Annotated in this window: 13 protein-coding genes and 1 pseudogene; 8 read left to right on the top strand and 6 right to left on the bottom strand. The window is 60.3% G+C overall.

Annotated features, from left to right (window positions below; all coding sequences use genetic code 11):
- Positions 1 to 125: 125 nt before the first annotated feature.
- The 5 genes and pseudogenes from HP062_RS03695 to tpx form a co-directional block, all read right to left on the bottom strand.
- Complete coding sequence (locus tag HP062_RS03695) at positions 126 to 1,607, bottom strand: efflux transporter outer membrane subunit (RefSeq protein ID WP_102593609.1); 1,482 nt, start codon at positions 1,605 to 1,607, stop codon at positions 126 to 128.
- Positions 1,604 to 4,711 carry an efflux RND transporter permease subunit gene (locus HP062_RS03690; RefSeq protein WP_010459913.1) on the bottom strand — a complete coding sequence of 1,036 codons (3,108 nt, stop codon included), beginning with the start codon at positions 4,709 to 4,711 and terminating at the stop codon, positions 1,604 to 1,606. The genes HP062_RS03695 and HP062_RS03690 overlap by 4 nt, the downstream gene beginning before the upstream one ends.
- The gene (locus tag HP062_RS03685) at positions 4,708 to 7,812 is read right to left on the bottom strand and encodes an MdtB/MuxB family multidrug efflux RND transporter permease subunit (RefSeq protein ID WP_010459912.1); all 3,105 of its coding nucleotides are present in this window, start codon (positions 7,810 to 7,812) and stop codon (positions 4,708 to 4,710) included. The genes HP062_RS03690 and HP062_RS03685 overlap by 4 nt, the downstream gene beginning before the upstream one ends.
- Positions 7,809 to 9,124 (bottom strand): annotated as a pseudogene (locus tag HP062_RS03680) (MdtA/MuxA family multidrug efflux RND transporter periplasmic adaptor subunit). The gene HP062_RS03685 and the pseudogene HP062_RS03680 overlap by 4 nt, the downstream one beginning before the upstream one ends.
- Positions 9,125 to 9,568: 444 nt before the next feature.
- Complete coding sequence (gene tpx / locus HP062_RS03675; RefSeq protein WP_077749974.1) at positions 9,569 to 10,069, bottom strand: thiol peroxidase; 501 nt, start codon at positions 10,067 to 10,069, stop codon at positions 9,569 to 9,571.
- 495 nt (positions 10,070 to 10,564) lie between these two features.
- Between tpx and HP062_RS03670 the strand changes: the two genes are divergently transcribed.
- The 7 genes from HP062_RS03670 to HP062_RS03640 all read left to right on the top strand — a co-directional run bounded on the left by HP062_RS03670 (position 10,565) and on the right by HP062_RS03640 (position 16,804).
- Positions 10,565 to 10,990 carry a YciI family protein gene (locus HP062_RS03670; protein WP_172790838.1) on the top strand — a complete coding sequence of 142 codons (426 nt, stop codon included), beginning with the start codon at positions 10,565 to 10,567 and terminating at the stop codon, positions 10,988 to 10,990.
- A 322-nt stretch (positions 10,991 to 11,312) separates the two neighbouring features.
- Positions 11,313 to 11,525, top strand: coding sequence for a hypothetical protein (locus tag HP062_RS03665; protein ID WP_145307337.1), 213 nt, complete (start codon positions 11,313 to 11,315; stop codon positions 11,523 to 11,525).
- Between the two features lie 16 nt (positions 11,526 to 11,541).
- Entirely contained in the window at positions 11,542 to 12,942 is a 1,401-nt protein-coding gene (locus HP062_RS03660; RefSeq protein ID WP_172790837.1) for a DUF1254 domain-containing protein, read from the top strand.
- Between the two features lie 58 nt (positions 12,943 to 13,000).
- Positions 13,001 to 13,267 (top strand): hypothetical protein, encoded by a 267-nt coding sequence (locus HP062_RS03655; protein ID WP_178119842.1) that lies wholly within the window; start codon positions 13,001 to 13,003, stop codon positions 13,265 to 13,267.
- Positions 13,264 to 14,292 (top strand): HAD family phosphatase, encoded by a 1,029-nt coding sequence (locus tag HP062_RS03650; protein ID WP_172790836.1) that lies wholly within the window; start codon positions 13,264 to 13,266, stop codon positions 14,290 to 14,292. The genes HP062_RS03655 and HP062_RS03650 overlap by 4 nt, the downstream gene beginning before the upstream one ends.
- A gap of 146 nt (positions 14,293 to 14,438) precedes the next feature.
- Complete coding sequence (locus HP062_RS03645; RefSeq protein ID WP_172790835.1) at positions 14,439 to 15,812, top strand: J domain-containing protein; 1,374 nt, start codon at positions 14,439 to 14,441, stop codon at positions 15,810 to 15,812.
- Positions 15,809 to 16,804 (top strand): DUF3829 domain-containing protein, encoded by a 996-nt coding sequence (locus HP062_RS03640; protein WP_172790834.1) that lies wholly within the window; start codon positions 15,809 to 15,811, stop codon positions 16,802 to 16,804. The genes HP062_RS03645 and HP062_RS03640 overlap by 4 nt, the downstream gene beginning before the upstream one ends.
- A gap of 136 nt (positions 16,805 to 16,940) precedes the next feature.
- On the opposite strand, the gene HP062_RS03635 is transcribed toward HP062_RS03640, so the two are convergent.
- Entirely contained in the window at positions 16,941 to 17,612 is a 672-nt protein-coding gene (locus HP062_RS03635; protein WP_102594860.1) for a DUF3313 domain-containing protein, read from the bottom strand.
- Between the two features lie 214 nt (positions 17,613 to 17,826).
- On the opposite strand from HP062_RS03635, the gene HP062_RS03630 reads away from it, so the two are divergent.
- Complete coding sequence (locus HP062_RS03630) at positions 17,827 to 20,181, top strand: tetratricopeptide repeat protein (RefSeq protein ID WP_172790833.1); 2,355 nt, start codon at positions 17,827 to 17,829, stop codon at positions 20,179 to 20,181.
- Positions 20,182 to 20,255 lie beyond the last annotated feature (74 nt).

Raw genomic sequence — 20,255 nt, 5'->3', positions numbered from 1 at the left:
GCACTGACAAAGTAATCAAATGGCCATCAACCCGATGAAACGCTTGTTTGATCGCCCCATAGGCTCAAGTTGATCGTTCCCGAACTCTGCGTGGGAACGATCAACAAAGGGGGTGGGTGTCAGGGCTATTTGTTTTCGCTGACTTGAAGCGCCCCGTCCCAACCACCGCCCAGCGCTGCAATCAACTGCACACTGGCGATCAAGCGGCTCTGTAACAGACTCAAAACGTTACGTTCGTTATTCAACGCTGTGGCCTGGATGACCACCACGTCCAGGTAAGCAATCAATCCGGCCTTGTATTGATTTCGCGTCAACCGCAGGGATTCACGCGCAGCATCCAGTGCTTCCTGGCGCACACCGGCTTCGTCTTCCAGCACCTTGAGCTGAACCAGATAGTTTTCCACCTCGCGGAAACCATCGAGCACGGTCTGGCGGTACTTGGCGACCGTTTCGTCGTAGGCCGCTTCACTGCGATCGACCTCGGCCGAACGCTGGCCGCCATCAAACAGGGTCATGGCCAGTTGCGGCCCTACCGACCAGAAGCGGTTCGGCACGCTGATCCAGTTGGCATAGGTGCTGCTGCTGTAACCGCCGTTCAGGCTCAGGGTCAGGTCCGGGTAGTAGGCGGCCTTGGCCACGCCGATGTTGGCGTTGGCCGCCATCACCGAACGCTCGGCGGAAGCGATGTCCGGGCGACGCTCGAGCAGCTGCGACGGCAGGCCCAGCGGCACTTCAGGCAATGCCGGGATGGTCTTGGTTTCGGCCAGGTTGAACTCGGCGGGTGGTAGCCCGATCAGCACGGCGATGGCGTTCTCGAACTGGGCACGCTGCCAGATCAGATCGACCATGTCCGCCTGGGTGCTTTTAAGCTGAGTCTGCGCCTGGGCCACCGCGTCCTTGCCGGAGACACCGGCGCGGTACTGGTTTTCGGTCATTTTCAGCGAGCGCTGATAGGCCTCGACGGTCGCTTCCAACAGGCGTTTCTGTTCGTCGATCACCCGCAATTGCAGGTAGTTCTGCACCAGCTCCGATTGCTGGCTCAGGCGCATCGCTGCCAGGTCGGCGAAGCTGGCTTCGGCGTTGGCAGTGTCGGCTTCCAGGCCTCGGCGCAATTTGCCCCAGATATCCGCCTCCCAACTGACCCCGGCCTGCGCAGTGTAGGTGTCGCGAATCCCGCTGGAGGAACTGGTCAAACTCGAACTGCTGCTGCCGGTGCCCTGGCTGGAACGATTTTTCCCGACTGTAAGGTCCACCGTCGGAAAAAACGCGCCCCGGGCACTGCGCACCAAGGCTTGGGCCTGACGGTACTGGGCTTCAGACTGGGCGACAGTCTGGTTGGAGCGGTTGAGTTTTTCGATCAGGCCGTTGAGCTGCTGATCGCCATACAACTCCCACCAGGCACCACGGGCCAGTGAATCACTCGGGCTGGCCTGACGCCAGCCGGCGGCTTCCTTGTATTGCACCGGCGCGGCGGCTGGCGGGCGCTGGTAGTCCGGGCCGACAGCGCAAGCGCTGAGCATCGCCACGCACAGCGCCAGGCTCAACAAACGCGAGCCCCGGGCGGCTGCCAGTGGCGTGGCCAGATTGATAAGCGAACGGTCAGTCATAGCGGAGTTTCCAGAGCAGCATCGGTACGCACGCCACGCCATTTGTTGAAGCGATGGCGCAGTTTGTCGAGATAGAGGTAAACCACCGGGGTGGTGTAAAGGGTCAGCACCTGGCTGAAAATCAGCCCGCCGATGATGGTCAGGCCCAGCGGCTGACGCATTTCCGCGCCTTCGGCACGACCCAACAGCAACGGCAACGCGCCGAGGATCGCCGCCAGGGTGGTCATCAGAATCGGCCGCAGACGTTGCAGACAGGCACTGCGAATCGACTCCAGCGGCGCCAGGCCCTGCTGGCGCTCCAGTTGCAGCGCGAGGTCGATCATCAGGATGGCGTTTTTCTTGACCACGCCGATCAGCAGGAACAGCCCGAGCAACGAAATCAGGCTGAATTCGCCCCCCAGCGCGTAGATCGACAGCAACGCGCCAACCCCGGCCGACGGCAATGTCGACAAAATGGTCAGCGGATGAATGTAGCTTTCGTACAGCACGCCCAGCACCAGATAGACCGCCACCAGCGCGCCGAGAATCATCCACGGCTGGCTCTTCTGGGTGGCGGCGAAGGCATCGGCGGTGCCGGCCATTTTCGCAATGACATCCTCCGGCAGGCCCACCTTGGCAACTGCGCGCTCGATGGCGGCGCTGCCCTGCTCCACCGTGACGCCTTCCGCCATGTCGAAGGCAATGCTTTCGGAGGCGAACTGGCCTTCATGGCTGACCCGGTCATCTTCCAGACTGTTTTCATAGTGCGCGATGGTCGACAGCGGAATCCGCGCGCCGTCAGCGGTGATCACTTGCACCTGCTTGAGCGTGATCGGGTCCTGGGCGTATTTCGGATTGACCTCCATCACCACTTGGTATTGGTTGAGGCTGTCGTAAATCGTCGAGATCTGCCGCTGGCTGTAGGCGTTGTTCAACACTGAGGTGACCATGTCCATGTCGACTCCCAAGCGTTTCGCCTGATCGCGGTCGACGATCAGCGTTACTTGCTGGGCGCCCCGACCTTCACGGGCATCGATCGCCGTCAGCTCTGGCAATGCTTTCAAAGCGGCGACGACTTTCGGGTACCACTGGCGCAATGCGCCCAGATCACCGCTTTGCAAGATGTAGGAATACTGCGCCGTGGTCTGTTCACGCCCCCCGCCGAACTGCAAGTCCTGGTCCGCCATCAGCATCAACTGCGCACCAGGGACCTTGGGCATTTCCTTGCGCAGGCGCTCGATGACTTTCTGCGCGGAAATGTTGCGTTCCTTGATCGGCTTCAAGCGCACCAGCATGAAGGCGTTGTTGGTGCCGTTGGTGCCGCCGATGAACCCGGCGACGCTTTGCACCGCATCGTCCTTGAGCACGGCACGGCGGAACGTTTCCATTTTCGGCTGCATGACGCTGAACGACAGACCGTCGTCGCCGCGCACGAAACCGATGAGCTGGCCGGTGTCTTGTTGCGGCATAAACGTTTTAGGAACAACGACATACAACGCAATGTTAACGCCGACTGTCACGATCAGGCTGAGCAAGGTCAGCCGGCGGTGACGCAGCACCCAGTCCAGGCTGGTGGCGTATTTGCCGACCATCCACTCGTTGGCCCGCTGGCTCCAGCGCTGCAAACGGTTTTCCTGCCCCGGCGTGTGCGGCTTGAGCCAACGGGCGCAGAGCATCGGCGTCAGCGTCAGCGAGACCACCAGCGAGACCACGATGGACGCTGCCAAGGTGATGGAAAACTCGCGGAACAGGCTTTCGACAATCCCGCCCATGAACAGGATCGACAGGAACACCGCCACCAGCGAGACGTTCATCGACAGTAACGTGAAGCCGACTTCCTCAGCCCCCAGGTAGGCGGCCTTCATCGGCGGCACGCCTTCATCGATGTGCCGGGAAATGTTCTCCAACACCACGATGGCGTCGTCCACCACCAGCCCGGTGGCCAGGATCAGCGCCATCAGCGACAGGTTGTTCAGGGAGAACCCGTACAGGTACATCACCGCAAACGTGCCGACCAGCGACACCGGTACCGCCAGGGTCGGAATCAGCGAGGCGCGGAAGTTACCGAGGAACAGGAACACCACCAGAATCACCAGCGCCACGGCGATCAGCAGGGTCATTTCCGCTTCGTGCAACGTCGCCTTGATCACCGGCGAGCGGTCCATCGCCAGGTTCAGCTTGACGCTGGCCGGCAGCACCGCCTGCAACGCCGGCAGCTGAGCCTTGATTTCGTTGACCGTCTCGATGATGTTCGCACCGGCCTGGCGGTTGATCACCAGCAGCACCGCCGCGTCATTGTTGAAGAAGCCGCTGTTGTAGCGGTCCTCGACGCCATCGCTGACCTTGGCCACGTCTTTCAGGCGCAATGCCGCGCCGTCGGCGTAGTGGATGATCAGCGATTCGTAATCCTTGGCCTTTTCCAGTTGATCGTTGGCCTGCACCTGCCACAGCCGCTGGCCGTCTTCGACCGAGCCCTTGGGCCGGCGCACGTTGGCATTGGCGATGGTGTTGCGCACATCGTCCAGGGCCACGCCGTACTGGTTGAGCGCCTGGGGTTCGAGTTCGATGCGCACCGCCGGCAGGGAGCTGCCGCCGATCTGTACCTCACCGACGCCCTGCACCTGGGACAGGCTCTGGGACAGGATCGTCGAGGCCAAATCATAGAGCTGGCCTTTTTCCAGCACGTCGGAGGTCAGCGACAGCACCATGATCGGCGCCTGGGACGGGTTGACCTTCTTGTAGGTCGGCATGCTGCGCATCCCGCTCGGCAGCAGGTTGCGCGAGGCGTTGATGGCCGCTTGCACTTCCCGGGCCGCACCGTTGATGTCGCGGTCGAGGTCGAACTGCAAAATCACCCGGGTCGAGCCCTGGCTGGAGCGGCTGCTCATGGTGTTGACGCCGGCGATGGCGCCGAAGGAGCGTTCCAGCGGCGTGGCCACGGTCGAGGCCATAACCTCAGGGCTGGCGCCGGGCAAGCTGGCCTGGACCACGATCACCGGGAAATCCATCTGCGGCAACGGCGACACCGGCAACAGGCCGAAGCTCACGCCGCCCAGCAGCATGATCGCCAGGCTCAGCAGCATGGTCGCGACCGGCCGCTTGATGAAAGGTCCGGACAGGTTCATGGCTGCTCTACCGCTTCCGCGGCTTCAGACTTGCGACCCCAGCGCCGACCGAGACGGTCGAAATACAGGTAGATCACCGGCGTGGTGAACAACGTCAGCACCTGACTCAGCAGCAAACCGCCGACCATCACCAGGCCCAACGGCTGGCGCAATTCAGCGCCGGAACCGGTGGCCAGCATCAACGGCACCGCACCAAACAATGCCGCCAGGGTAGTCATCAGGATGGGCCTGAAACGCAGCAGCGCCGCTTGATAAATCGCGGTTTCCGGGTCCATGCCCTGATTGCGCTCGGCGTCGAGGGCGAAGTCGATCATCATGATCGCGTTCTTTTTCACGATGCCGATCAGCAAAATGATGCCGATGATCGCGATCATGCCCAGGTCATTGCCGCTCAACAACAACGCCAGCAAGGCGCCGACCGCCGCCGAGGGCAAGGTCGAGAGAATGGTGATCGGGTGGATGTAGCTCTCGTAGAGCACGCCGAGCACGATGTACATGGTCACCACCGCCGCCAGAATCAGCAGCAAGGTGCTCGACAACGATGCCTGGAATGCCTCGGCGGCGCCCTGGAACTGGGTCTGCACGCCAATCGGCATGCCGATGTCTTTTTGCACTTGTTCGATGATTTCCACCGCGTGCCCCAGCGCCACGCCGGGTGCGAGGTTGAAGGACATCATCACGGCCGGGAATTGGCCGATGTGAGTGATCGCCAGTTGCGCCTGACGCTCCTCGATGCGCGCCAGGCTGGACAGGCGCACTTGCCCGCCGTCGGTGGTCTTGACGTGAATCTGGTTCAGCGCATCCGGGCCGATCTTCTCGCCGGACTGCGATTGCAGCACCACGCGGTACTGGCTGGCCTGGGTGTAAATGGTGGAAATCTGCCGCTGGCCGAAGGCGTCGTACAGCGCATCGGTGATGTTCGACACCGATACGCCGACCCGCGACGCTGCATCGCGGTCAATCACCAGATAGACCTGCAAGCCCTTGTCCTGCAAGTCGCTGGCGACGTCGGTCAACTCCGGCCGTTGCGTCAGTGCGTCCACCAGACGACCGCTCCACAGGCTGAGCAACTCGGAATCTGGCGACGACATGCTGAACTGGTATTGCGTGCGGCTGACACGGTCTTCAATGGTCAAGTCCTGCACCGGCTGCATGAACAGGCGAATGCCAACCAGCTTGTCCAGTTCCGGTTGCAGACGGGCGATCACTTCGGTGGCGCTCAGGTCGCGGTTGCTGTGGGACTTGAGGTTGATCAGCAGGCGACCGCTGTTGAGCGTCGAGTTGTCGCCGTCGACACCGATGTAGGACGACAGGCTCTCCACCGCCGGATCGGCCAGGATCACCTTGGCCAGTTCCTGCTGCCGCTCGCTCATCGCGGCAAAGGAAATCGACTGCGGCGCCTCGGAAATGCCCTGGATAACGCCCGTGTCCTGCACCGGAAAAAAGCCCTTGGGCACGATCAAATACAGGAACACCGTCAGCGCCAGGGTGCCGATGGCTACCATCAGTGTCAGCGGTTGATGCTTGAGAACCCACTTTAACTTGCGGCCGTAAGCCGCGATCATCCAATCAATTGTCGCGCCGCTGGCCCGGTAGAAACGGCCCTGTTCTTCTTCCTTGGGTTCACGTTTCAACAACCGTGCGCACATCATCGGCGTCAGGGTCAGCGACACGACCAGGGAAATCAGGATCGCCACCGCCAGGGTGATGGCGAATTCGCGGAACAAGCGCCCCACCACATCCGCCATGAACAACAGCGGGATCAGTACCGCGATCAACGACAGGGTCAGGGAAATCAGGGTAAAGCCGATCTGCTTGGCGCCCTTCAGCGCCGCATTAAGGGGACTGTCCCCTTCTTCGATAAACCGGGAAATGTTCTCCAGCATCACGATCGCATCGTCCACCACGAAACCGGTGGCGATGGTCAGGGCCATCAAGGTCAGGTTGTTGACCGAGAAGCCGGCGAGGTACATCACGCCGAATGTGCCGATCAACGACAGTGGTACGGCCACCGACGGAATGATCGTGGCGCTGAACCGGCGCAGGAACAGAAACGTGACCATGACCACCAGCGCGATGGCGATCAGCAATTCGTGCTGCACGTCGGTGACGGAGGCGCGGATGGTCTGGGTGCGGTCGGTGAGGACCGTGACGTCGAGGCCGGCCGGCAGGTTGTCGGTGATGCTCGGCAGCAAGGCCTTGATACGGTCGACCACCTCGATAACGTTCGCGCCGGGCTGACGCTGAATGTTCAGCAACACCGCCTGGTTTTCATTGGCCCACGCCGCCAGGCGTTCGTTCTCGGCGCCGTCGACAATCTCGGCCACGTCCTTGAGGCGCAGCGGCGCGCCGTTGGCATAGGCCAAAATCAGGTTGGCATAGTCCTTCGGCGAGGTCAGTTGGTCGTTGGCATCGAGCATCGAGACCCGGGTCGGGCCGTCGAAGTTGCCCTTGGGCTGGTTGACGTTGGACGCGCCGATCAGGGTGCGCACATCCGACAGGTTCAAGCCGTTGGCCGCCAACGCCTCCGGGTTGACCTTGATCCGCACCGCCTGGCGCTGGCCGCCGGCAATGCTGACCATGCCGACGCCGCTGATCTGGGCGATTTTCTGCGCCATGCGCGTATCGACCAAGTCGTTAAGCTTGGGCAACAGCATGGTTTTGGAGGTGATGGCCAGGGTCAGCACCGGGGTGTCCGCCGGGTTGACCTTGTTGTACACCGGCGGTGCCGGCAGGTCCTTGGGCAGCAGATTGGTCGCAGCGTTGATCGCGGCCTGCACCTGCTGTTCGGCGACGTCCATGTTGATGTCGAGGCTGAAACGCAGGGTCAGCACCGACGCGCCACCGGAACTGGTCGACGCCATCTGAGTCAGGCCGGGCATCTGCCCGAACTGACGCTCCAGCGGCGCGGTCACGGCGCTGGTCATGACATCCGGGCTGGCGCCGGGATACAGCGTCATGACGCGGATGGTCGGGTAATCCACCTGAGGCAATGCCGACACCGGCAGCAGCCTATAAGCAATCACGCCGGCCAGGATAATGGCCAGCATGCTCAGCGTGGTGGCGACCGGGCGAAGGATGAACAGCCGCGAGATGTTCATGCGCCGCCCTTTTTCGCCTTGTCGGTGGTCGCCGGCTCAGCCGAGCTGGCTGCCGACTTGCCTTGCAGGTGCCCGGTCGGGGTGGTCGGCACGTCCTTGGTGTCGTTGACCACCTCCACTTCGCTGCCTTCCTTCAGGCGGTCAGTGCCTTCGAGGACCACACGGTCCCCAGGCGCCAGGCCTTCGGCAATCACAGTGTTTTCACCGTCACTGGCACCGACTTTCAACTGGCGGATCGCGACTTTCTTGTCACCGTCCATGGCGTAGACGAAGGTGCCGTTAGTGCCGAACTGAATCGCCGCCGATGGCGCGAGCACCACGTCTTTCAAGGTGTCGGCCAGCAGGTGGACGTTGACGAACTGATTGGGGAACAGCGCCTGATCACGGTTCTCGTAGCGTGCCTTGAATTTCAGGGTGCCGGTGGTCACGTCGATCTGGTTGTCCAGGCTCTGCAACACACCGGTGGCCTGCAACTTGGTGTCACCACGGTCCCAGGCTTCGGCCGGCAATTTGGCGCCGGTGCGGTAGCGTGCCAGGACGATGTCGAGGCTGTTTTCCGGCAAGGTGAAGGCGACGCTGATCGGCTGGGTCTGGGTGATGATCGCCAGCGCCGTGGTGTCGTTGGCCGCCACCAGGTTGCCGACGTCCAGCTGCCGCAGACCCACGCGCCCGGTAATCGGGGCGCGGATCCTGGTGAATTCGAGATTGAGCTTGGCGTCGTTGACCGCCGCCTGATTGGTCTTGACCGTGCCCTGGTACTGGGCGACCAGTGCTTCGGCGGTGTCCAGGGTTTGCTTGGCGATGCTGTCTTCCTTGAACAGGCCGCGATAACGCTCGACGTCGACCTGCGCGTTTTTCAGTTGTGCCTGGTTCTGCAGCAGCGTGCCTTCGGCCTGGAGCAAGGCGTTCTGGTAAGGGCGCGGATCAATTTCAGCCAGCAGGTCGCCGGCCTTGACCATCTGCCCTTCTTCGAAGGAAATCTTCATCAGTTCGCCGCCAACCCGACTGCGCACATTGATGGTGTTCAGTGCGGTAACGGTGCCCAGTGCCTTGTAGTACAGCGGAAAATCACCCTTGACCGCCGGCGCCACGCGCACCGGGATCGGTCCGGTCGCCCCGCCGAAGCCAGGACGCATCCCCCCGACTTGCCTGTGTGGCCGGCCACGGCTTTCGGCGCAGCTCCGTCCTTATTGGCAGTGCCGGCGGGCCAGAATTTCCAGCACAGGCCCGCGATGACCAACAGGACAAGCAGGCCGAGCAGCCAGCGACGAGGATTACGGGAAGCGGAGGATTGCATGGAATGATCAACCATTGGGCGCGTGAGCTTCTTTCTACGGGAGGCTGAACGATAAGCACTGGTGGGCATTAAGCAAAGCGCCTTTACCGGCAATTTACCTTCGGCTTACGTAACAGGAGATTTATCTAAGACACTGAAGCACAAATGAAAACGGCCTTGACAGAGGGGGCGTTCTCAGCTAATTACCCCGCCGCGCCGGGTCTGCTGTTGTGCAGGGCAAGGCGCGAGAAGCGTGGTTTGGTCATTCCAAATAAGCTTCGAGCAACGCAGCCCTGCACAACAGCAGGCCCGGCCCTTCGGGTTGTGCCTTAAAGCGGGCCAGCCTGCGTTGCAGGCCTTGGAAAGGGAACAACCATTCCCGGCGGCCTGCGCCTTGCCTGGCCCGCTTTAAGGCGACAACGCGGCGGGGAAATTAACTGAGAACGCCCCCTCAGGCCGTTAACAATTGTAAAAGTAACCTTATTTCAGAACGGCGAGTGCCGCTTCGTAGTTCGGTTCTTCAGCAATTTCCTTGACCAGTTCGCTGTGCAGAACGTTGTCGTTTTCGTCCAGTACCACGACGGCACGGGCGGTCAGGCCTTTGAGCGGGCCATCAGCGATGGCCACGCCGTAGTTCTCGATGAACTCGGCACCGCGCAGGGTCGACAGGTTCTGTACGTTTTCCAGGCCTTCGGCGCCGCAGAAGCGAGCTTGAGCGAACGGCAGGTCAGCGGAGATGCACAGCACCACGGTGTTGGCGATGTCGTTGGCCTGGGCGTTGAACTTGCGTACCGAAGTGGCGCAGGTCGGGGTGTCGACGCTTGGGAAGATGTTCAGCACTTTGCGTTTGCCGGCGAAGCTCGCCAGGGTCACGTCGGACAGATTGCCGGCGACCAGGGAAAAGGCTGGCGCCTTGGAACCGGCTTGTGGCAGTTGGCCGTTGACTTGAACCGGGGAGCCTTTAAGAGTGACTTGAGCCATGAACGGAGTCCTTCTGACATTGTTGTGGAGAATTTTGAAGAGGCCGAAGTTAACCACGAAATGGGCCGACGACCTATGCCCGGATACAAATTGTGAAGTGTCGCCCCCTAAACTGGATACAACTCTTCCAAACGACACAGAAACCTGTAGGAGCGAGCCTGCTCGCGATAGCAGACGAACATTCAAAATGGATGTCGATTGGTACACCGCTTTCGCGAGCAGGCTCGCTCCCACAGGGTCGGATGCGTGCCCACTGTCTCAGCAACCGCAGCACATTTTGGTGCCGCGTCTCGAAAATCCGGCGCATATCAACGCACCACCGACAGCCGAACAGTTCGCGCAGCCGGTGTACAGCGTACCGCCCTCTCCCGCCTTCACCCGGCGTTCAAGATGAAAGGCAGCCACCGCCTCTACATTTCACACATTGCCTGTCGATTCGGCTCACGCCCATTCGACTAGACAGTGAATCACCCACCCTCCAGCGGAGATAAAACCATGCGATTCATGATCATTGTGAAAGCCAGCCCGGACTCCGAGGCCGGTGTGCTGCCCACCGAGGAATTGATGACAGCGATGGGCAATTACAACGAGGAACTGACCAAGGCCGGCATCCTCATCGACTGCGACGGCCTGCAACCAAGCAGCAAAGGCGCCCGGGTGCGTTTCTCCGGCGAAAAACGCACGGTCATCGACGGCCCGTTCACCGAAACCAAAGAGCTGATCGCCGGTTACTGGATTTGGGAGGTCAAGTCGAAAGAGGAAGCGATCGAGTGGGTCAAACGCTGCCCCAATCCGATGCCGGGCACCGAAGCGGAGATCGAGATCCGCCCTATATACGGAGCGGAAGATTTCGGCGAGGAATTCACTCCGCAACTGCGTGAGCAGGAAGAACGGATACGCGAGCAGATGATAAAGCGCTGAACATTGCAGGGGGTTAAGCGTCCAGCGCCACCTCATCAACACCTTTCTCGGGCAAGTCGATCACCACACCGCGCTCTCTTGCAGGTGCCAGGCTTGCCCGCGATGGCTTTTCTGCCACATCACCCAAGCCTCAGGTTTGCATTCAATTTCAATGCACAAAAAATACCGAAAACCTGAACAAACATCCAAAGCCCCCGTCCGGCTGGCGAATCCGACGTTAGCTGCTAACTTCAACAAACATGTCATACAGGCTTGATAGGAAAGAGATTACGCAGCAGTGGCAACCGCGACACAACTGCCTTTCGGTAAATAGGAGTCTCGTATGCACTGTGCAATTCGCTTGGCCGGCTACAGCCTGATGACCATGTTCGTCAGTTGCGGCGTCGGTGCCCAGGACCTCGATACCCAAATCCGCAAGGCGGCGCTGGAAAACAGTCTGCCGGCCCAAGAAGCGATCCTTTGTTTCTACACGGGTTCTATGGCGATCGCCCCCCCATCCCGTCCGGTACTCGACGCCGTCACAGCGGTGAAATGACGCCCAAGGGTTCACTATGACTAACCGCCTGTTGCTCACCGCGCTCTCGCTCGCCCTGAGCACCAGCGCCTGGGCCGACTTCACTGCTACTCCCGAAGACGCCCGGGGCATCGCCAAGGAAGCCTACCTGTACGGATTTCCGGTGGTGGAGATGTACAAAACCCTCTACTCCCAAGCGGTTGACACAAAGAGCGCGAACTTCAAGGCGCCGTTCAACCGGATCGGCAACACTGCGAAGGCGTTCACCGCCAAGGACACCGCGTTCGTCACACCCAACGCCGACACGCCCTACTCCTTTGTGTGGATGGACCTGCGCGCCGAACCCGTTGTGCTGACCTTGCCGCCCATCGACGAGCACCGTTACTACTCCGTGCAATTGATCGACGCCTACACGCAAAACTTTGCGTACCTGGGCACCCGCAGTACGGGCAACAACGGCGGGCATTTCATGGTCGCCGGCCCCAATTGGCAGGGTCAGCAACCAGTAAAAATGGATCGACTGCTGCGCAGCGAAACCCACATCGCCTACGCCCTTTATCGCACGCAGCTGTTCGATGAAAAGGACCTGGCCCAGGTCAAGAAGATTCAGAAAGGCTACAAGGTCGAAACGCTGAGCCACTACGTCAAGCAGAAGGCCCCACCCGCCGCGCCGAAGATTGCCTGGCCCAAACCCACCCCGACCATGAGCGATACCCCTGATCTGTTCCGCTACCTTAACTTCATGCTGGCCTTCGCCCCGGCGCAGGACGCGGAAACGGACTTGCTCGCGCGCTTCAAGACCATCGGCATCGAGGCCGGCGAGCCTTTCAACCTACACGACTTCACCGCAGAACAACGCCAGGCCCTGGAAGACGGTATCAGTGATGCCAAGGCCGAATTCGCCCGGTTCAAGAAAGACAAAGTCGATACTCACGAGGTCACCAGCGGCGATTTCTACGGTACCCGCGATCACCTCAAGGGCAATTACCTGTACCGCTACGCTGGCGCCAACCTGGGGATTTTCGGCAACTCGGCCGAAGAGGCCAATTACATCGGCTATTTCGTCGACAAGGACGGCAAGCCGCTCGACGCCTCGAAACACGATTACACCCTGCATTTCGACAAAGGCGCCCTGCCCCCGGCCGATGCGTTCTGGTCGCTGACGATGTACGACAGCAAGAACAAGTTGCTGGTGGCCAACCCGCTGAACCGCTACCTGATCAACTCGCGAATGCTGCCCGATCTCAAGCTCGACACCGACGGTGGCTTGACCCTTTATCTGCAAAACAGTGCACCGGCCAAGGACCTGCAAAGCAACTGGCTGCCTGCGCCGGAAGGCCCGTTCTATGGGGTCTTGCGCCTTTACCTGCCAAAACCGGAAGTCACCAGCGGCCAGTGGCAAATTCCGCCGCTAAACCCCGTGCCGGCTAAACCATGAATTCCCACTCCGTAGACCGCAGGAGCACCCCGACCGACGCACCCAGTGCAAAACTCCGGTGCAGATCGATGGCAAACCGGCACAACTGAGCGCCCTGTACCTCTGGGGCAGACGCAGCCGCCTGGGCCTGAAACCGGGCAACCTCGGCCCGCGCCTGCAAAACCTGTTGCGCGCCTGTTGCAGCCGGCAACCGACCGAAGATCAGGCGCTGCGCCAACTGAAGAAATCCTTGGCTACGCTGCATAGTCAGACCTGTCACCACCCGCCCCCGGCAGCTGACGCGTTGCGCCCACTCAACCCTATTCACGAGAACGACTTCCCATGACAAACCTGATGTCGACCCGCCGACGCCATGGGCTGAGGCTTCTGTTTGCGCTGGTCTTGAGCATGCCGCTGCTGGCCCTGGCAGCCGAACCCTTGCCCTCGTGGAACGACGGCCCATCGAAGAAAAGCATCATCGAGTTCGTCCAGACCGTCACCGACCAGTCCGGCAAGGACTTCGTCAAACCCGAGGACCGCATCGCCGTCTTTGACAATGACGGCACGTTGTGGAGCGAACAGCCGATGTATTTCGAGTTGCTGTTTGCCCTCGAAGAGGTCAAGCGCACCGCACCGCAACACCCGGAATGGAAAACCACCCAGCCCTTCAAAGCCGTGCTGGAAAACGATCACCAGGCCCTGGCTGCCACCGGTATGGACGGCATCCTGAAGATCTTCGGCGCCACCCACACCGGCATGACCACCGACGCCTTCGATGACTACGCCAAGACCTGGCTGAGCCAAGCCAAACATCCGAAAACCGGCAAGCCGTACACCGAGATGATCTTCCAGCCGATGCTGGAAATGCTCGATTACCTGCGCAGCCAGGACTTCAAGACCTACATCGTCTCCGGGGGCGACACCGCGTTCATGCGCGCCTTTGCCGAGAAGGTCTACGGCATTCCACCCGAGCAAGTGATCGGCACCACCTTTGTCACCGCGTTCCAGTTCAAGGACGGCAAAGCCTCGATCGTGCGCACCCCGAAACTGGCCCACAACGACGACGGCCCGGGCAAACCGGAAAGCATCGACGCGGTGATCGGGCGCCGGCCGATCCTCGCGTTCGGCAACTCCGATGGCGACCTGCAAATGCTGCAGTGGACCGCCGCCGGGCCGGGCAAACGCTTCATGGGGTTGGTGCACCACACCGACGCCAAGCGCGAATGGGCCTATGACCGTCAATCGCAGATCGGGCGTCTGGACAAGGCCCTGGACGAAGCCAAAACCCGTGGCTGGACGATTGTGGATATGGCATCCGAATGGCGCCAGATCTATCCGTTCGATGCGCCCACTCCCGAGCAAGTGCAATAAAAAAAGCGTTACGCCGGACTGCAATAAACGTTTGTCGGTGACTGAAGGTAAGACCCGAGGACTTTTCGACGGGAAACAGGTAGGGTGCGCAAAATCAAATTGCCACTAGTGGACGCGTCCCGGGTTTTCATGGAGTTGCACACGCAATGAGTTGCTGGACCACCCTTGGCCTCCCGGCTGATGCCGATACACGCAGTATCAAACGCCAATACGCAATCCTGCTCAAACAGACGCGCCCGGATGAAGACCCAGAGGGCTTTCAGCGTCTGCGTGAGGCGTATGAGCAAGCGCTGAGCATCAAGGAATGGGAGCAATTGCGCGAGGATGACTCGGGTAACGATGCCCCGTGGGACCTGAGCGGGCTGTCGGTGGTGGAAGTCGACACGCTGCAACGGGTCACGCGTTCGCTGGACGGTGTCAGCCGTGTCGAGCTCGAACAACGTTATGCCGCCGCCCTCGAACATGGCGCGGCCGATGTGATGGAAGACGCCGTGCTCAGGCATTGCGTCGAACACTTCGAGACCTGTGAAACACTGCTCGAATGGGCGATGGAAACCTTTCACTGGTTCAGTCTCTGGCAGCGCCTGGAACTGGACGAAGAACTGATTGTAGAACTGTCGCTACAGCGCGAGCGCTTGGCGGAGCGTCGTGAAGCGCCGATATTTCTGGCCCGGCAACAACGCCTCGCCGCAGAACCCGCTGCCACGCCAGAGCATCGCGCCGCCCACTTGCTGCTGGCGCCGGGCCCATTCAGTCAGCGCCGAGCCTTGGCTCGACGCTTGCGCGAAGACGATTGGGTGCACTGTCGAAAGCTGAGTTCTGCGTTATACGCCAACCACCCCGACATCTGCGCAGACCTGCCCGGCGGTACGCCGTTCTTCTGGCGTGACTGGGAACATACCTATGACAGCTGGCCGATTTACCTGGGTATTGTCCTGGCCTGTCTGGTCGGCACCTTTATTCAGTTCGCGCCGTTGGGCACGCGTCTGGGCGAATTGATCGGCGTCACGGTGTTCTGGTCGGTGATATTCGCGGTCGTCGGATGGGCACTCAACTGGCTGATGGCGCACGTTGCCCATCGCTTTTGGTGGCTGGACGATCGATTGAGTGTGCGCCTTTCGCCCTCGCTCATGCCCCTGCCGTTTGGAGTGCTGCGCGACTTGATTCCCTGCATTGCGATGGCGGCGGGCATTGGCACCGTGTATGGAGTGGTCGGCAGCATCGTTTACATCACAACACTGATGAGTGTCGGACTTATACGCCGACGGAAGGTCAAACCGCACGTTTCCTGGCAACACGCCAGCCCCTTGCTCAAACGCAGCCTGATGGGCGCGGGCATTTTGGTGCTGGTTTTAGTACTCGGCGTGTTCAAAGTGATCTCAAGCCAAAGTACGGTCAACCGCAACCAGGGCCTGCAACAGTGGACCGAACGCTTGTGCAGCCGGATGCCGGCCACCGCCAGCGAATGCAACGCACCGGCCACTGTTGAGCAGTGGTACGGCCAGGAGAAACAGCCATGAACCCGAAATGGCTGTTCCCGGTGGCGACCCTTGTGATGCTGATCCTGATGGGGCTGGCCGGCTCTTCGACATTCGTCGCCCGCATCGATTTGTGGCTGGATCGACACGACGCTCCGCTTACCGCGCAGGCCAATGCCCTGAGCCCGGTGATCGATTGCATCAACCGGGTCGACGTGCATTGGCGGGTCGCCTACGCACTGTACAAATCGCCGAAGCAACCTGCGGAACCGGTGCGAGACTGGATCGCCAACCAGCATGATTTCGACGACAACGGTGCCCGTGATGCGCCCGCCATTCAAAGGGATATCTGTTCGCCGAAAATCAGCGAAAAACTCAAGTTGCTGGACTACGACCCAACACTGGCGTTGAAAGCCGATGCCTACGCACAGGCATTACAGCAAGTGACGCCCTTTACGCAGCAAATCACCTTTTACCGACAGGCGCGTTTTTCGACCGCCATCAGTGAGGTGCAGCCCGCCTTTGCCGATCAATTCAGACCCAGGGCCGAGGACTACCTCACGGCGTCAACGGTACTGAGGCAGCAGGTTGAAGCGCTGGACCTTGAACAGCGGCGCGAGCAACTCAAACTGATCGAAGCGCGCCTGGGCAAGGACATTCACTGGTATTTGCTGGCCTACATGATCCAGGCCAGGGACACGCTGAACCTTGTAACCGAGGGCGTTAACAATCGAACCCTGACGCCGCAGGCACTGGCTAAAGCCATCGCTGAACTGCAATTGGCCTGGGATTACCTGCAGCAGTTCGGCCAACGCCATATGCAGGAAACGCAAAACCGTAACGAAGCACCCAGTTATCTCTGGTCGCACATCGCCAGGCCGACACAGAAGTATCTGGATGCCTTGAATGCGCTGCACAAGGACTGGAAGAACAAGGCTGAACCACAGCGATTGAGTGATGATTTTTATGCGGTGACGCGTGGATATGATTCGCTGATCAGCCATTACAACCGGCTGGCACGTGCTGAGTATTGAGTGATGTGTTGTTCTTGAGGCCTCCTTCGCGGGCAAGCCTTGCTCCTACAGGATCAGGTCGTTCATAAAGTTGACTAACGACTCAATAGCGTAGGAGCGAGGCTTGCCCGCGAAGCGACCATCAAGCGTCAACGCATCACTTGGACTTAAGCTTTAGAAAAGACTGATGCAAATCCGACGCCCAACCATCAATCACGCCTTTCACGTCATCGGCCTTCATCACCTGAGACTCGTTTTCCAGCGGCTTGCCGGTGCCCTTGCGCACGACCTGGGCTAACACATGGTTATTGCCGCCATCGAGGAACACCGCCTCGGTGGCCAGATCGGTCTCCTGATCACGAATACCGCTGGCCGTGCTGACAGCAGCGGCCACCAGCGCAATCGGGATCACTTCATAAGGTTTCAGCCCTTCTGTCTTGCTGCTTACCGCCGTAATCGCGGCACGCACCACCATCACGCCCGGGCCAGGACCTGCAGCCAATGGCAGGGATTTACCCACCTCGCGCTTCAGCGCCTGGTCGTAGTATCCGGTGATGCCGTTGAGGGTCGCCTGGGGGATTTTCACCGTCGGTTGTGGTTTCGGATAGAGCTGGGTCGGCTCAATGTAGACGCTGGTGTATTGACGGATGTCGAGCTTGGGATCGACCCAGCGCATCACTGTCGCGCCCGAGGGTGACTTGGCTTCCTTGAGTTGACTGTAGTCCTTGAGAAAACCTGAATACTGGTCCGGCTCTACGACTTTGCTGGCACAGCCCACCACCCCGATCGAGGCAATGCACAACGTGCCCATCATTAACGCAAGCTTCATGCTGTAACTCCTGTCAGAAGGCCGACAACGGTATTGCATACGGGAATTACAGTTATAGCCAACGCACAGCGTGTTGTTGTCAAAAAGCACACTATTTATCTATCGCTGCGCAATGGCTCACAAGCGCCATTTGACAGACACAGAACCTCCGGCAAAGCTGCATCAAGCCTCAACGCACGCCTGACGGCAAATGCACTGGACTATGGAAGCTGCAATGCCGAAATATAAAAATAAAGCAGCAACCCCAACCCCTGATTCACCACCGACATTGATTAACCGTTACCTGTTTCCCGTGACCATCGGCGTCTTGCTGGTGGCCGTGGCGGCAATCGGCTGGTTTCTGCTGTACAGCACGCCAGCGCCGATCAATACCGTGCCCGTCAGTACGCCGACTGTTCAGCCGGCCAAAGCGCAATCCGTCGTCGTGACACCGGCGAAGATGGTCGATGAGCAACAATGCCGGGGCTGCCACAGCGAACAGATGAAAGATTGGCAAGGCTCCCATCACCAGTTGGCGATGCAGGAGGCCAATGCCGAAACGATGCTGGGCGATTTCAATAACGTCACGTTCAAGGCGCAAAACGAAACCACCCGTTTCTCGCGCAAGGACGACGGTTTCTGGGTCAACACGCCCGGGATTGACGGCAAGAATGCCGACTTCAAAGTGGCCTACACCTTTGGCATCGCGCCGTTGCAGCAATACCTGATAGAGGTCGGCGAAGGTCGCTTGCAAGCGCTGGGTGTGGCTTGGGATACCGAGAGAAACCGCTGGTTCCACCTCTATCCGGGCCAGGGCGTGAATTTCAAGAACCCGCTGCACTGGAGCAAGCCCAGCCAGAACGCCAATTTCATGTGTGTCGAATGCCACACCACTGGTTACAAGCGCAATTTCGACGCGGCCAAAAACACCTTCGACAGCCAGTGGAACAGCCTCGGTGTCGGTTGTCAGGCATGCCACGGGCCCGCGTCCAACCACTTGGAATGGACGGCGAAGAAAGGTGATCTGATCCACGCCGGCTTTGCGGTCGACCTCAAGGACAAGGACGCCACGGTCGAAATCGAAACCTGTGCCCGCTGCCATTCGCGCCGCGCACCGCTGGGCGACGGCTACACCGTTGGCAAGCGTTTGATGGACGACTACCTGCTGAGCCCCCTGACCCGCGAGCTGTACGCGCTGGACGGCAAGATCAAGGATGAAGTGTTCGAACACGGCTCCTTCGCCCAAAGCAAAATGTTCGACAAGGGCGTGCGTTGCAGCAACTGCCACAACCCCCACAGCACCGAACTCAAGGCCCCGGGCAACGGCGTTTGCCTGCAATGCCACAACACCGCCGGCAAGACTTCGGTGACAGGCGTCGACGGCAAGGGTTTGCAAGCCAAGAACTACGACTCCATCGAACACACCCGCCACACCCCGGGCCAGCCTGGCTCCCAATGCGTGGATTGCCACATGCCCGGCAAGTTCTACATGGGCAACGACTTCCGGCACGACCACAGCTTCAGCATTCCCAACCCGGAGCGGGCAAAAAAACTCGGCACGCCGGACGCCTGCCTGACCTGTCACCAAGGCAAGGCCGGCGACAAGGTCACTGAGCAATTCAAACTCTGGAACACCGCCACCACGGCGCAGGCGCCACGCTACGACGAAAGCCTGTGGCTGATTCGCAACGGCCAGCCCGGCGCCGCGCAAGCCTTGTACGAACAGTTGCAGCGCAGCAACCTGCCGGCGATTCAGCGCGCCACCTTGCTGGCAGAACTGCCGCTGTACCCAAGCGAACAGGCCTTGAAACTCGCGACCAAGGACTTGAGCAACCCTGCACCGCAGGTGCGTGAAAGCGCAGTGCGGGCAATCAGTGCGTTCCTGCCGCCACCGGAGCGTGCGCCGCTGCTGACGCCGTTGCTGGACGATCCGGTGAAGGCGGTGCGGATCGTCGCGGCCCGAGACTTGCTGAGCGTCGCGCGTAACGGATTGGGCAGCGCCCAGGCCAACTGGAACGCGGCCATTGCCGAATACGAAGCGGTGCAAAAAAGCCTGGCCGAGCGCGCCGAGTCCAACCTGAACCTGGCGATGCTCTACCAGGCCAGCGGGCGCAACGACGAAGTCGAATCGCTGCTGCGCACCGCCCTCAAGCGTGATCCGGATTTCTACCCGGCGCTGGTCACGCTGGTGCAATGGCTGGAAGCCAATGGACGCGGCCAGGAAGCGCAGACGCTGTTGGCACAAAGCCTGAAAGAACACCCGGACAACGCCCTGCTGCAACACACCCAGGGCTTGGCGCTGGTGCGTGCGGGCCAGTCAGCGCAAGCCATGCCAGCCTTGCGCAAAGCCGCGCAACTGGAACCGCAGAACGCCCAATACGGCTACGTGCTGGCGGTGGCGTTGCACGACAGCGGCAAGGTTGATGAGGCTTGCGAAGAGCTGGAGCGGTTGTTGAACGTGCAGCCGGCCAACCGCAATGCGCGGTTGTCGCTGATCCAGTACTACCTGGATAACGGGCAGGAACCGAAGGCGCAGGTGCTGTTGCAACGCTGGAAGAAAATGAACGGGGGCGATCCGGCGTTGAAATGACCGATGGTTGACCCGAAGGCCTCTTCGCGGGCAAGCCTCGCTCCTACAGGGTTTATGCAATCCTTGTGAGAGCG

The organism is Pseudomonas sp. B14-6 (genome assembly GCF_013260315.1).
In the GTDB taxonomy this organism is placed as follows: Bacteria; Pseudomonadota; Gammaproteobacteria; order Pseudomonadales; family Pseudomonadaceae; genus Aquipseudomonas; species Aquipseudomonas mandelii.
The sequence above is the reverse complement of the archived record's forward strand: the minus strand, read 5'-3'. Positions and strand labels throughout refer to the sequence as shown.